Source organism: Streptomyces sp. NPDC015661 (genome assembly GCF_043077765.1).
Taxonomy (GTDB): Bacteria; Actinomycetota; Actinomycetes; order Streptomycetales; family Streptomycetaceae; genus Streptomyces.
Genome location: NZ_JBIBST010000004.1, coordinates 78272 through 92296, shown reverse-complemented (window position 1 = coordinate 92296; position 14025 = coordinate 78272). Strand labels below are relative to the sequence as shown.

The window sequence follows — 14025 nt, the reverse complement described above, 5'->3', positions numbered from 1 at the left end:
GCCGCCTCACTTGTTCGCGGTCAGGTCGTCGACGCTCTTCGCGCCCGTGTTGTACGAGTACTCGATCTCGCGGATCAGTTCCTGCCGCTCGGTCTGCGTCAGCCCCTGCGTCTCGGCGACGTTGAGGGCCGGAACGACCACGGCGCGGCGGCCCGCCTGGCGGGCGTCCACGACGGCGGAGTCCGCGTCGTCGTCGTTCTTGTACTCGTTGTCCTTGAGGTACTGCAGGGTGTCCGAGGCGTAGTCCGTGCTGATCGCGGAACCGACGCTCTCCATGATGATCGGGACGGCGGTCGCCGCGACGAGTCCCGCGGCGGGCCCGAGCACCACGGCGGAGCCGACGCCGACCACCGCGGCGACGCCGCCGCTGACGGCGGACTTCCGCCACTCGGCCTGCTTCTCCATCTCCAGGTTCTTGGCCTCCTCCTGGTCCTTGAACTCCAGGGAGATGGCGTCGATCCGCGACTCGTCGAGGATGCCGTGCAGCTTGGTCGAGTTGTGGAGGAAGGTGAGCTGGGAGTCCTTGTCCCCCTCCAGCGCCTTCAGACCGCCGGCCTCGAAGACCTGCTGTGCGGCGGAGAGCGTCTTGTACCCGTCCTCGTCGCCCGCGACGGCGTTCATGAACCGGAGGCTCGCGCCCTCGCCGAAGTCCGTGCGCGGGCTTCCGTCGCTGCTCACGCCGAAGAGCTTGTCCCGGCCGAGGGCGTCGCCGGAATCACCGAAGTTGTACGTCGAGTAGTTCAGGTCGTCGATGTACGCCGCGCCCATCCGCCCCAGGCTGTCCATCAGCGACTTGTGCTGTTCGCGGAGCTCGGTGTTCGTCCCGTACGAGTCGATGACCTGCTTCATGATCTCGGCGGACTTCTCGTCGCGGTGCAGCTGGGGGTTGGGGTCGTCCCAGCCGTGGCCCGTGGTCGCCGCCTCCAGGGCGTGGCCGAGGGCGTCCGGCATGTACGCGGCGGTCTTCTTCCAGTCGTCCGGGTTGTGGCCCTCGACGTCCGGGAAGAACTCGTAGTCCTTGTTCTGGAAGTAGTCGAGATAGCCCTTCTGGGCCCCGTCCTTCTTCGGGTCCAGGTCCACGGTCCCGCCGACGCTGCCGTCCACGTTGTAGGACGTGGGCTCCTTGGAGAAGTACTCCTTCGCCGCGTCCGGGCTGTGCCCGAGCGCCTCCAGCATCGAGTTCATCGGGTCGAAGCCGGAGCCGTTGACGCCCGAGGGGTTGTACTGGTTCTTGAGCCAGCCGCCGCCCAGCGGCTTGCTGTCGCCGAACATGTACGGGTCCTTCGCGTGGAGCTGGGTGACGTGCTCCGCGATCGGGACCAGGAAGTTCTTGTCGTAGTTGCCGTAGCGCAGGATGCCGCCGAGCAACTGGTAGCCGTACGCGGGGTTGTTGTCGTACTTGGCGAGCGCGATGCGCTCCGTGCCGAGCTTGCGCATGTCCGTGGACCACTTGTCGGTCCAGGCGTCGCCGCCCTGCGTGGCCGTCGCCAGGTTGAAGCCCAGGTTCTTCTGGAGCTCCTGGACGTCGGCGAGGCGCTGCTTGTCGACCTCCGAGTAGTCGTACGTGTCGGTCGACAGCTGCCCGAAGAACTCCAGGGCCCCCTTCGGGCCGAGCCCGTCGTAGAAGGCCCGGGAGAACTCCTTGGAGCCGCTGTTGTCCTTGAGCAGCTCGTTGAGGCGCATCAGCTCCTCGTGGCTGATGTCCCGGCCCCTCTTGGCCAGGTCGACGGCGCGCTGCGCCTCCTCGGCGTCGAGGCTGGTGTACTTCGGGGCGCTGAAGTTGTGCTGGTCGCCGGTGATGTCGGCCTTGAGCGCGTTGGAGCAGGACACGTCGGCGTCGTCGCAGGTCTCGACGATCGCGTCGACGCGCCGCTGCATCGCCTCGATGTCGGCACGCTCCTTGCGGACCATCTCCTGGAAGTCGGGGTCGTGGCGCATCCCCTGGTCCTTGGTCTGCGACAGCGGCTCGACGGCCTCGACCGTGCCGTCCGACCTCACCCGGAAGCCCTTCGCGGGGGCCTCCGTCTCGACGATCTTCTTGAGGTCGTCCTTCGCCTTCTTGAAGGCGTTGTAGCCGTCCTCCAGGACCTTGTGGATGCCCTCGGCCGCCTTGGCTGCGTCTCCGAACTCCTTCGCCGTCCTGTCCACGAAGGGCTTGGTGACCTCGGCGTTCACGCCGCGCCAGTAGTCGTCCCTGGCCTTCGCGGCCATCGTCGACTGCGCGTCCTGGGCGAGCGTGTCGAGCTTGCCCTTCATCGCGGCCCAGTCGTCGGCCGCGGCCTTCATCCTGTCGAGCGGCGCCTGGTACACGTTGTCGAAAGTCAGCACAGCAGGTCCCCCGCCTACTTGAGGTACTCGTTGATCTTGGAGGCCGAGAGGGCCGCCGCGATGTCCGCCTCTTCCTTGGCGTGCGAGGCCGCGCTGTAGTCGAGGTGATTGGAGATGTTCGCGCAGGCGTCGAGCAGCGTGTTCAGCTGCGAGCTCCACGTCTCCTGGACGGTCGTCAGCGCGGCCCCGGTGAGGAAGCCGTGGCTGGACAGGCCCGTCCCCGCCTCCGTCGTGCTCGTACGGGCGTGGTTGCCGTCCTTGGCCAGCCGGCCGTGCAGGGCGTACGCGGCGCTGCCGATGGCGCCGAGCTTGTCCTGGTCGACGCTCAGGTCGGCACTGCCACCACCGCCACCACCGGGCTCCGGGGCGACCTGATTGAGCCTCATGCTCACGTCGGCGGCCGACGTGGCCCGTACGGACGCCCACTCCGTTTCGAACGACATGCTCTCCCCCGCTGCTCCCGTGACCGTGTCCGCGGCCGTGACGGTGGCCGTGACGGTGGCCGTGTCCGTGGCCGTGACGGTGGCCGTGGCCGTGGCCGTGACGGCGACCGTGTCCGTGGCCGTGTCCGTGTCCGTGGCCGTGTCCGTGGCCGTGGCCGTGGCCGTGGCCGTGGCCGTGGCCGTGGCCGTGGCCGTGACGGCGACCGTCCATGGTGATCGTTCCGGCTTCGCCTCAGCAAGTTCCACAGCCGGGGAAGCACCGCGATGGTAGCCCTCGGGCGCCCGTTCGAGCACTCACCGCCGGGAAATGCCGCAAGTTCGAGATCGTCACGGCGTCCACGCGCGCGCTTCACCTTCGCAACTCGGACAGCCGGGACGTTCCCGACCGGGGAACACCCTCGGAACCGCCCCCGGAACCGGCGCCGACACCGCCCCCGGAACCGGCTCCTGGACCGCCCGGGGACCGGCCCCGCGCCCCCGCCTCGATAGGCTCCTCCCGCCCCCGTCGTCACGGGGCGCCGGAACAACGGGGGGACGTACACGTGGAGCAGTCGCGCACGCGGGAGGAATCCGCGCGCCGGATCGGCCCGTACCGGCTGATCACCCGCCTCGACCCGCCGGGCCCGGCCGTCCCGGCCCGCCGCTTCGTCGCCCGTACGCAGGACGGCGAGCGCACGGTCCTCCTGAGCGCCCCGCTGCCCGGCGCCGACCCGGCCCGCTTCGCGACGGAGGCCGACGCGGCCCGCCGCCTCCTCGGCCCGTGGATCGCCCCGGTGACGGACCTGGCGCCCCCGGGCGAACACCCCTGGTACACCACGCCCTACCTCCCCCTGCTCCCCCTCCCCGTGGCGCTCGCCGTCCAGGGCCGGCCGCTGCCCGAGACGACCGTACGGGCCGTGGGCACCGCCCTCGCCGAGGCACTCGCCGCCGCGCACGGACAGGGCCTCACACACGCCGGGGTCTCCCCCGCCGCGGTCCTTCTCACCGCCGACGGGCCCCGGCTGAGCTGCTTCGGCGCGGTACGGGCGGCCGCGGCCGACTGCGAACCGCGCACCGGCCTGCCGGGCCTCGACCCCGGCGCCCTCGCGCCCGAACAGGCCTCCGGCGGCCGCCCGCGCCCGCCGGGTGACATCTACGCCCTCGGCGCGGTCCTCGCGTACGCCGCCACGGGCCACACCGTGCCCGAACGTGACGAACTCCCGTCCGCCCTGCGGCCGGTCATCTCCTCCTGCCTGGCCCGCGACCCCGCGGACCGCCCGACCGCCGCCGCTCTGATGGCGGCCCTGGCACCGCCGACCCCGCACCGGACGGTGCTGAACTCGGCCGGTGCGCTCCTCGCCCCCGGCTGGCTGCCGGGGAGGGTGGTGGCCGCGCTGGCCCGCCAGTCCTCGGAACTCCTGGCGGCCGAACTCCCCACCGACACCACCCCCCGGACCTGACCTCATGCTGTCGCCCCTGACCCACGACGACCCGGCCACCGTCGCCACGTACCGCCTCCTCGCCCGCCTCGGCTCCGGCGGCATGGGCACGGTGTACCTGGCACGGACCCCCGGCGGCCGCACGGTCGCCCTGAAGACGGTGCACGCCCGGCTCGCGACGGACCCGGCCTTCCGCAGCCGCTTCCGCCTGGAGACGGACGCGGCGCGGATCATCGGCGCGCGGCACGGCGCGGCGGTCGTCGACGCGGACCCGCTGGCCGAGACGCCGTGGCTGGCCACCGAGTACGTCCTCGGCCCGCCGCTCGACGACGCCGTCGCGCTCGGCGGCCCGCTCCCCGAACCGACGGTCCGCGCCCTCGGCGCGGCGCTCGCCGGCGCCCTCGCCCAGCTGCACTCCTCGGACGTCGTCCACCGCGACCTGAAGCCCTCGAACGTCCTGGTGACCGCGTACGGCCCGAAGATCATCGACTTCGGCATCGCCCGAGCGGCCGGCGACGACCACCTCACCCGTACGGGAGCGGCGGCCGGCACTCCCGCGTTCATGTCGCCGGAACAGGCGAGCGGCGAGGAACACACCGCGGCGGGCGACGTGTTCGCCCTGGCCGGCGTCCTCGTCTTCGCCGCCACGGGCCACGGCCCCTTCGGCACGGGCTCCCCCGCCGACCTCCTCTACCGCGTGCGCTACGCCGAACCCGACCTGACGGGCGTACCGGACCCCCTCCTCCCCCTCCTGACGGCCTGCCTGGCGAAGGACCCGTCGTCCCGCCCCACGACACGCACCCTGATGGACCACCTCCACGACGGCCACGGCGAGTTCGCGGACCACCTCCCGCCACTGCTCCTGGCCGACATCGCCCGCAGGGCGACGGACGTCTGGCTCCACACCCCACACCGCCTCCCGGCTCCGGCGGGCACCGCCGTTGCCGAGACCGTTCCGAACACCCCCCTCTCCCGCCGCCGTCTGCTCTCGGCGGGCGGAGGCGCCCTGCTCGGCGTAGCGGGAGCGGGCGCGGGGGTGTGGGCGTGGCTGGGGTCGCGGAACACCCCGGAGTCCGACGGCGGCACCCCGGCCTCCGCGGGCCCCACCGCGATCCCCGCCGCGACGGCCGCCGACGGGTCGCCGGTGGCCCTGTGGAAGGGCTCGTCACTCGACCGCGAGGAGGCGACCACGCAATTGCTCGCCGGCGATGTCGTCGGCTTCGCGGAGACCGTCTCGTTCCGGGCACTGGACACGAAGGACGGCCGCGTACTCTGGTCCGACAACGCGGTCATGGATCCCCGGCAGATCACCACCGACGGCACGTCCTTCTACGCGTCCGACGGCCCCTACGAGGGGCCGGGTGCCCTGCAGATCCGCACGCTCGACCCCCGCACCGGCAAGGAGACGACCCCGCAGATCGTCGTCAAGGGATTCGACGGATCGAACTCGGGCACCGAACTCCTCACCGCCTCCGGCGGCATGCTCTTCGCGGCCTCGCGACGGGGCAAGAAGGAGAGCGACCCGGACGCGAACGAGACGGGCTGGCACCTGATCGCCGTCAACCTCCGCACCGGCAAGGAGGCATGGCGCCAGGCGTACGAGTGGGACGGCGTCCGCCCCTGGCTCTCCCAGGTCGTCGGCGACCGGCTGATCCTCGGCAAGAACAGTGGCGACCTGGAGTCCTTCGTCGTCCAGGCGCGGGACCTGCGCGACGGCCGCCGGCTCTGGCAGCGCAGCATCGCCCTGAAGGACTCCCAGTTCTACAAGCCGGGCCAGCTCGCAATCGACGAGCGGCACGTGTACATCGGCGGCGACCGCCTTCGCGCCCTGCGCCTCACCGACGGCGGGACCGCCTGGGAGTACGGCTCCGGTTCCACCTACTTCGGTCTGCCGGCCGTCGGGCGGAACGACATCATCTACGCGCAGGAGCGGAGGGAGTCTCCCGGGCTCGTGGCCGTCCTGGGCAAGCAGGGCACGGCGTTCTGGACGGAGTTCCCCTCGGGCCGCGCCCTGACCCCCGACTACGTCGCCTCCCCCGTGCCCGGCGACAAGTACGTGTACGCCCCCGTCCGCGGCGGGCTGAGCGCGGTCGCGATGTTGTCGAAACGCTCGGAGTGGGTGTTCCCGACCGACGCCAGCCGCTACGTCGTCGACAAGGAACGGACCAGGATCATCGGGGCGGGAGCGACGTCCGTCATGGCCATCCCCTATGCCTGACGGACGACCACCTGGCAGGTCGCCCCGTCCCCGGCCGCCGGCCGGCCCACCGCCCCGCCCCCTCCCCTCCACCCATGCCCCGGAGAGCACCCCGTGACCACACAGCCCCTCGCCACCGGCGACCCGCTCCGGCTCGGCCCGTACCGGCTCCTCGGCGTCCTCGGCGAGGGCGGCATGGGCAAGGTGTACGTGGGCCGGGACGACGCCGGAGCGCCCGCCGCAGTCAAGGTCCTGCGCCCCGAACTCGCCCACGACCAGCACCTCGCGCAGCGGTTCGTCCGCGAGGCCGACATGGCGCGGGCCGTCACCGGCAAGGGCGTGGCACGGGTCCTCGCCGCGCAGACCGAGGGCGGGCGGCCGTGGATCGCCGCCGAGTACCTCGCCGGCCCGACGCTCGACGAGGCCGTCCGCACGTACGGCCCGATGGACGTGCCGACGGTTCGGGCCCTCGCCGCCCAGCTCGCCCGGACCCTGCACGACATCCACGTGGCGGGTCTGGTCCACCGCGACCTCAAGCCCGCGAACATCGTGCTCACCTCGACGGGCCCCCGGATCATCGACTTCGGCATCGCGCGCCCCGAGCACGGCCTCACGCTCACGACGACGGGGCAGGTCCCGGTCACCCCGGGCTACGGAGCGCCGGAACAGGTCCTCGGGCAGCGCGTCGGCCCGGCCTCGGACGTGTTCTCGCTGGGCGCGGTCCTCGCGTACGCGGCGAGCGGCCGGCGTGCCTTCGACGGCGCGCACGTGGCGGCGGTCCAGTACGAGGTCGTGCACGGCACACCGGACCTGAGCCTGGTACCGCCGGAGCTCCAGACGCTGATCGGCCCGTGCCTGGCGAAGGACCCGGCGTTCCGCCCGGCGCCCCCGCAGGTCGCAGAGGCCTTCGCCCCACCGAAGGGCGCCGACCGGGCGTGGCGCAAGGGGCCACTGGCCGAGGACATCAAGCGGCGCGAGGCGGCCACCAAGCGCCTGGCGGCACCCGAGGACACCGCCGTACCCTCCTCGTCACCGACCCGGCGCCGCTTCCTCACCGGCGCGGCCGTGACCGTGGCGGTCCTGGGGACGGGCGGCGGCGCAGGGGCGTGGTGGCTGAGCCGGGGCGAAGCGAAGTCACCGACCGCCGATGTGCCGGCCGCCGTGGCGACCCCGGAGGCCGCGTTCATCTCGGCCATCGACCTCAAGCCGGGCGACGTCCCGAAGCCGCTGTGGGGGCCTCTCGACGTGACGGCACCGGAGGGCGAACTCCCCCTTCCCGTACGGGACGTGGTGATCGTCCAGGCGAGGATGGGCGGCCTGCTCGCCCTCTCCGTCACGAACGGCAAGGAACGCTGGCGAGCCGAGGAGATCGACGCCGACGCCGGCTTCGTCTCGGTCGCCGACCGGATGGTCGTGGGCGTCGACAAGGAAGGCGCTCTGAAGGCTTTCGTCGCCGCCACCGGGGCTCCCGTCTGGCAGACGGGCAGCGACGTCGACGATCTCCTCGCCGCCGACGACACCCATGTCTACCTGGTGACGAAGGCCAACGAACTCCGCGCCGTCAACGCCTGGACCCTGGCCACGACGTGGTCCCGCCCGATGACCTCACCGCGCTCTCACAACGGCCCGGCGAAGGCGGCCGTGGGCAGGAAACGGCTCGTGGTCCACGGCAGGGACGGCCGTGTCACCGCGCTCCACACCGAGAACGGTGAGAAGGACTGGGAGATCACGAAGCAGGGCACCGACGGCCAGGCCCCGGCGATCGGAGAGAACAACACCGTCTACCTCGGCGGTCGCACTCTCACGGCCCGCCGACTCGACCCCCGCGACTTCCTGTGGGAGAAGGAAACCCTCCGCACGTCCTCGTACCACGGCTACGGCACGCCCACCGCTGATGGCGATCTCGTCGTGGCGGTCGACACGTACACCGTTTCCCGCCTCGGCACCATTCCGGAGATCGACCTCCCGGATCAGAAATGGTCCGAGGTGCTGGACGGCTACGGCCCCGGCAGCGTCAACCCTCCGGCCGTGGAGGGCACGACGGTCTGGGTCCACGCCCCCGACAACGATTCGGTGCAGGTCCTCCACAAGGTTTCGGGCGAACGCCTCTTCACCGCGACGATGCTGCGCACAGGCTCCTATCAGCTGGCGAGCGACGCCAACCGCGTCTTCATCGCCCGGGGCGGCCGGATCGCGGCGATGCCGGTGTTCGGGGTGTAGGTCGCCTCAGGGCCGCGCCTTCGCCGGCACCCCCGCCGCCAGCCCCGTCCCCGTGCACCCCAGCTCATCCGCCACATGCCGAGCCGCCGCATTGGCAAGGATGATCTGCTCGTCCCTGATGCCGGCATGGTCGGCCTCGTTCTCGTCCGCCCGCTCCAGCTCGGCGTCGAGGACGATCTCGTGGGCCGGTGCCGGCAGCCGGCAGGTGAAGTAGATCGAGGCGAAGAGGTCGGACGAGGTCGCGAGGCGCCCGGTGGAGTAGGCCGTCACCAGGTCCTTCGAGGCGTCGCCGCCCGGAACGGCGAGAGCCTCGCGCACGGTGACGGTCAGGACGTTCTTCCCGTCCTCCGCCGCCTCCAGCGTGCAGAACGGGATGCCCGCCATGCGCTGCTTGCCGCTCTGCGGCGTCCGCGCCGCCTCACGCAGCTCGCTGACGACCCTGTCCGGCTCGGACCGGTCGCTCGTCAGCCGGACGCCCTTGCCCGCGATGGCGTCGAGGGCCGAGGCCGCACGAGGCTCCTCGGCGAATCCACCGCAGACCTCCGTGGCGGCCTGCCCCTTCGCGGCGGCATCGTCGGTTCCCGTCGTCGTGCAGCCGGTCGCCGCCATCGCGAGCGCGGCGACCGGAAGGACGATCCTGTGGACTGTGGTGGTGCGCATGGAACGACTCTCTCAGGACGCCGCCGCAGCGCGCGCAGGCACCCCGGTCGCCAGCCCGTCCTCCCCCTGGCAGCCCAGCTTCGCCGAGACGTCCCGGGCCGCCGCGTTGGCGAGGGTGATCAGGCGGGTGCGCTGCTCCAGGTCTGTCTCCTCGACGCCCGCGGGCCCCCAGACGGCCGTCTCGACGACGATCGGGTGGGCGGGCGCCTCGAGGCGGCACGAGAAGTAGAGCTTGCCGAGGGTGGACGAGGAGAAGGCCTCGACTCCTGTGGAGTACGAGGTCACGGACTTGGCGAGTTCCGGCCCCAGGTACGGGCCCTTCCCCACCGCCTTCACCTCGATCTTGAGGGTCCTCGACGCCTCCTCGGCGGACTGGAGGCCGCAGTACGTCACCGGCAGCGGCCGGTACGAGTCGGTCCACGGCGCGGCCGCGTCCTCCCGCAGCCGGTCGAGCGCCTTCTCCGGCTTCGACAGGTTGTCCTCGAAACGGTCGCCGCCCAGGACGCCCTTGAGCGCCGCAGTCGTCGCCGCGTCCTTGGCGAAGCCTCCGCAGGCCTCGGCCGCCGTCAGGCCCTTCGGTTCCTCCGTGGATCCCCCGCCGCCGGAGCAGCCCGCGAGGAGGGCGGCCGCGGCGGCGGCCGCACCCAGTCGTGCCATCGCAGACCGCATGTCAGTCCTTCTCGTACGGGTCGGGCAGCGAGTTGTCGCGGGCGTGCATGCGCGAGTCCCGGACGTACTTGACCAGCTCCTCGTCGAGGTAGTTCCGGTCCCTCTCGCTCCAGCCGGGGGCGTTGGCGTAGGCGATGCCGGGGCGGAGCGCGTTCTCCTTGCCCATGGCCAGCGCCTCGTCCGACAGGTCGTCCGACTTCTTCTTCAGCAGCTCGTCCTTCTCGTACTTCTCCGCCATGTCGTCGGCTTCCATGCCGATGACGGTCGTGACCGCGCCGCCCACCGTCTCGGCGGCCAGCGGTACCAGTACGCCACCGGCGCCGCCCGTCAGGACCGCGATGCCGCCCGCCGCCGCCGCGCCGACGCCGAACTTGACCCATTCGGTCGTCCTGCCGACGGCCTTCTTGTGCTCCTCGGAGTCCTTCTCGTAGTCCTTGTCGATCTGCGCCATCCGGGACTCGTCCAGGATGCCCTGCGCCTCCGACCCGACCCGCAGTGTGGTCCGCGCGTCGGTGAGGTCCCGGTCGTCGAAGGTGGAGCCGGGCTTGGGGCCGACCTGGTCGAGGACGCTCGTCGTGTACAGGGACTCGGCCGCCGAGAGCGTGGAGTGGCCGGTCTCGCTCTGCGACACGATGCCCATGAAGTTGACGGCGTCGCCGCGGTTCCAGAGGAGGCCGGTGTCGAACTCGGAGCCGAAACGGGACTTGCCGTCGGCGCCGTTGAAGCCGAACGGCGAGTTCTTCTTCTCCTCCATCGTGGTGTCGCTGTCCGTCTCCAGGGAGCGGTTCAGCTCGTCGATGTAGGCGGCGCCCATCTTGCCGAGGCTGTCGTCGATGCCCGGCTGCTTGTGCATGTACTTCGGGTCGTCGCCGTACCGCTCGACGACCTTCTGCATGACCTCGGCGTTCTCCTTGGTCCGTACGTCCTTGAGGCCCTCGGGGTCGGCGTCGTACGGGTGGCCGGTGGTCGCGGACTCCAGGGCGTGACCGAGCGCGTTGTAACCGGGCTCCTTGGTCCGGTCACCCTTGTCGTTCAACTCCTCGGGCCACTCGCGGTCCTTGGTGAAGTAGTCGAACGGGTCGATCTTCTTGTCGTCCTTGGTGTTCTCGGGCGTGAGGTCGATGTCGCCGTTGAAGAAGTCCGTCGACGCCTTCGGGTTGTGCCCGAGCCCCTCCATGAAACCGATCATGGGGTCGTTGCCGAGGTCGCCGCCCATCCAGTTCAGGTGGCTCGGCCCGCCGGTGATCTGGTGCCAGGCCCGGTCGGCGGGCAGCGCGCCGTCGTGGGTCATCTTGCGCTCGGTGATGACGAGCCCGTTGCCGTAGTCCTTGAGGAACTTGTCGTCGTATTCGCCGACGCGCATCAGGTTGCTCATGACCTGGAAGCCGTACGGGCTGGTACCGCGCGTCTGGATCGGCTCGCTGCCGGCCTTGATGACGTCGGCCTTCCACTGCTCCATCTCGGGGCTCGTGGAATGGGTCGCGGTGGCGAGCGTCAGACTCCAGTTCGTCTGGAGCTCCTTGAGCTTGTCGCGGTGGTCGACGCCGAGCCGCGAGCCGTCGCTCGGGTCGCCCATGTCGGCCCAGTACTCCATGCTGCCCTTCGGCCCGACCTCCAGGGCGAACTTCTCGGCGAAGTACGGGTCCTTCTGGTTGGCCTTGAAGAGGGCGTTGAGCTTGTCGATCTCCTCGGGGGTGGCGTCGTCGCCCTTCTTGTACAGCTCGTAGGCGGCGTGCGCGTCCTCGGCGTCCTGCGCCTTCGAGGCGGCCTTGAGGGAGTCGTAGTTCGTGCCGGAGAAGTTCATCTTGTCGCTGCCGACGAGTCCGCGCAGGGCGCGGGAGGCGACGTCGTCGGCGTTGTTGGCCCGGTCGATCGCGGCCTTGATCGCCGAACGCATCGCCTCGAAGTCGGCCTGCTCGGGCTTGGGGCCGTCGTAGTCCTTGGCGCGGCGGTCGGGGTGGATCAGATAGCTGACGACTCCGTCGGGGTCGATGCGGATGCCCTTGCCGGGGGCCTCCGCCACGAGCTTCTCCAGCTCGGTCTTGGCGGCCTGGAACTCGCTCTCCGCGTCCCGCAGGATGTTGCGGATGCTGCTCGCCTCGGTGAGGGCGTCACCGAACTCCTTGGCGGTCTTCCGGACGAACGCCTGCGTCACGCCGGCGTTCTCGCCCTTCCAGTCGGCCTTGTCGGCCTTGCCCTGGAGGCCGTCCGCCTTCTCCTTGGTCTTCTCCAGCTTGGACACCGTCTCCGACCAGACGGTGGCAGCCTCTTTGAGGCCACTGAGATGGGCGTGGAGGACCTGGTCGAACTTCAGCATCTTTTTCCCTCGTCAGCCGTGCGCGGTCGTCGTCGCCGTCACCGGCTCCGGCTTATTTGAAGTGCTTGTCGATCTCGGACATGGAGAAGTTCGTGACGAGCACTTCTTCATGGTTGGTGTGGCTGATGACCGTGTCCTCGAGGTGGTTGTGGATGTGCGCGCAGGCGCTGAGGAGCGCCTCGGCCTGGCCGCGCCAGGTGTCCCACATCGTCCACATCGCCGAACCGGTCAGGAACCCGTCGCCGTCGAGGCCCTTGGCGGCGGTGTCGGTCTGGGCGCCCGCGTGGAAGGCGTCGCGCTCGAACCAGTGGAAGAGCTCCTGGGCCTCGTTGCCGATGGCCTTGAGGTCGGCGGAGGTCACCTTGTAGTCACTGGCACCGCCACCACCGCCACCACCGCCGCCTTCGGCGGGCACGCTGTTGAGCCTCATCGCCGCGGTCTCGCTGCGGACTTGGCTCCACTCCTCGTCGAACGACATCTACTTCCCCATGAGTGAGTTACGGACGGCCGACGGCAGGGGCGGGACTCAGCCCCGCCGGGACCGGAGTACGGGTACGGCGACGGCTCCCGCGATCAGCACGGCGGCACCGATCCCGAGGCCGATCCAGAGGCCGGTGTTGCCGCCGGCGTCCTCCGAGGCGACGGGGGCCGGGGCGGGAGCGGCGGAGGACTCCACGGGGGCCGGGTCGGCCGACGGCAGGTCGGTGGGCGTGGGAGTCGCGGTCGGCGCCTCGGTCAGGTCGTCGATCGGCCGGACGTCGGCCGGGCCGGGGTCGCCGGGCGTCTTCAGCGTACGAAGGGGGCGGATCGCGCCGTAGCCGATGAAGTCACTGCGCTTCTCACCTCCCTTGGGCTTGGCGACCGTGTTGAGCATGACCTTCAGGACCTGGTTGTTGGTCCAGTCGGGGTGCTTCGACCAGAGAAGCGCGGCGGCGGCGGAGGCGAGGGCGGTGGCGTCACTGGTACCGGTGGACTTGCACATGCCGGTACCGCCGCCACAGGCGTGCACGGTGTCCTTGCCGGGAGCGACGATGTCGACCTGATCGCCGTGCTGAGACGTCGGGATGTGCGTCAGCTTCTGGTCGACGGCTCCGACTCCGACGACTCCGGGCGTGGCACCCGGGTATTCCGGCCTGTTGCCCTTGTCGCCGCTGTTTCCGACGGACGCGAAGACGAGCGCCCCCTTGTCCAGGGCGTACTTCACCGCGTCGGTGAGCGACTCGGAGCCCGTTCCCACTCCCAGGGAGATGTTGATGACCTTGGCACCGGCGTCGGCGGCGTACTTGATCGCCGGTGGAATGACGCGGTTGAAGTTCTTGTCGCCGTCCGCCATGCTGCCCTCGCCCGCGTCGAGCCCGGAGACCCGCACCGGAAGGATCTTGGCACCCGGCGCCAGGCCGAAGGCTCCGTTCCCTCCGTCCCGGTTGCCGGTTCCCGCGATCAGACCCGCCATGCCGGTTCCGTGCCCGGTGTAATCGGTGAACTGGTCACCAGACTCGTCGGCTGCGAAGTCCTTGCCTTCCAGCACCTGACCGCGCAGGTCCGGGTTGCTCTTCTCCACACCGGAGTCGATCACCGCGACGGTGACGCCCTTACCGGTGCTCAGCTGCCAGATCTCCTCGGCGCCCATGGCATCCAAGTACCACTGCTGGGACCGGAAGTTCTCCGCGTGGGCGGGAACGGATGCGATGCCCACCAGCAGCATCCCCAAGGCGGCCGAGGCGGTGACTCGGGCACGGCTCCGACGAATACTGCTGGTACGCATCTGCTTCC

At 70.8% G+C, this 14025-nt stretch carries 10 protein-coding genes; 3 read left to right on the top strand and 7 right to left on the bottom strand.

Annotated elements, in window-relative coordinates; all coding sequences use genetic code 11:
- Window positions 1–6: 6 nt before the first annotated feature.
- Together ACF07V_RS12300 and ACF07V_RS12295 are read right to left on the bottom strand one after the other, a co-directional pair.
- Window positions 7–2328, bottom strand: a complete 2322-nt coding sequence (locus tag ACF07V_RS12300; protein WP_392153545.1) for a hypothetical protein — start codon at window positions 2326–2328, stop codon at window positions 7–9.
- 14 nt (window positions 2329–2342) lie between these two features.
- Window positions 2343–3017, bottom strand: coding sequence for a hypothetical protein (locus ACF07V_RS12295; RefSeq protein ID WP_392153543.1), 675 nt, complete (start codon window positions 3015–3017; stop codon window positions 2343–2345).
- A 296-nt stretch (window positions 3018–3313) separates the two neighbouring features.
- Between ACF07V_RS12295 and ACF07V_RS12290 the strand changes: the two genes are divergently transcribed.
- The 3 genes from ACF07V_RS12290 to ACF07V_RS12280 all read left to right on the top strand — a co-directional run bounded on the left by ACF07V_RS12290 (window position 3314) and on the right by ACF07V_RS12280 (window position 8606).
- A complete protein-coding gene (locus ACF07V_RS12290; protein ID WP_392153541.1) occupies window positions 3314–4210 on the top strand; it encodes a serine/threonine protein kinase in 897 nt (298 codons plus the stop codon).
- A gap of 4 nt (window positions 4211–4214) precedes the next feature.
- Window positions 4215–6407, top strand: coding sequence for a protein kinase (locus tag ACF07V_RS12285; RefSeq protein ID WP_392153539.1), 2193 nt, complete (start codon window positions 4215–4217; stop codon window positions 6405–6407).
- A gap of 93 nt (window positions 6408–6500) precedes the next feature.
- A complete protein-coding gene (locus ACF07V_RS12280) occupies window positions 6501–8606 on the top strand; it encodes a protein kinase (RefSeq protein WP_392153537.1) in 2106 nt (701 codons plus the stop codon).
- Window positions 8607–8612: 6 nt separating this feature from the next.
- On the opposite strand, the gene ACF07V_RS12275 is transcribed toward ACF07V_RS12280, so the two are convergent.
- The 5 genes from ACF07V_RS12275 to mycP are packed head-to-tail and all read right to left on the bottom strand — an operon-like array spanning window position 8613 to window position 13957.
- A complete protein-coding gene (locus ACF07V_RS12275) occupies window positions 8613–9266 on the bottom strand; it encodes a hypothetical protein (protein ID WP_392153535.1) in 654 nt (217 codons plus the stop codon).
- Window positions 9267–9278: 12 nt separating this feature from the next.
- A complete protein-coding gene (locus ACF07V_RS12270) occupies window positions 9279–9923 on the bottom strand; it encodes a hypothetical protein (protein WP_392153533.1) in 645 nt (214 codons plus the stop codon).
- 13 nt (window positions 9924–9936) lie between these two features.
- Window positions 9937–12252 (bottom strand): hypothetical protein, encoded by a 2316-nt coding sequence (locus tag ACF07V_RS12265; protein ID WP_392153532.1) that lies wholly within the window; start codon window positions 12250–12252, stop codon window positions 9937–9939.
- Between the two features lie 52 nt (window positions 12253–12304).
- Window positions 12305–12730: a hypothetical protein gene (locus tag ACF07V_RS12260; RefSeq protein WP_392153530.1), complete on the bottom strand. Its 426-nt coding sequence runs from the start codon at window positions 12728–12730 to the stop codon at window positions 12305–12307.
- A 48-nt stretch (window positions 12731–12778) separates the two neighbouring features.
- Window positions 12779–13957 carry a type VII secretion-associated serine protease mycosin gene (gene mycP, locus ACF07V_RS12255; RefSeq protein ID WP_392154180.1) on the bottom strand — a complete coding sequence of 393 codons (1179 nt, stop codon included), beginning with the start codon at window positions 13955–13957 and terminating at the stop codon, window positions 12779–12781.
- Window positions 13958–14025 lie beyond the last annotated feature (68 nt).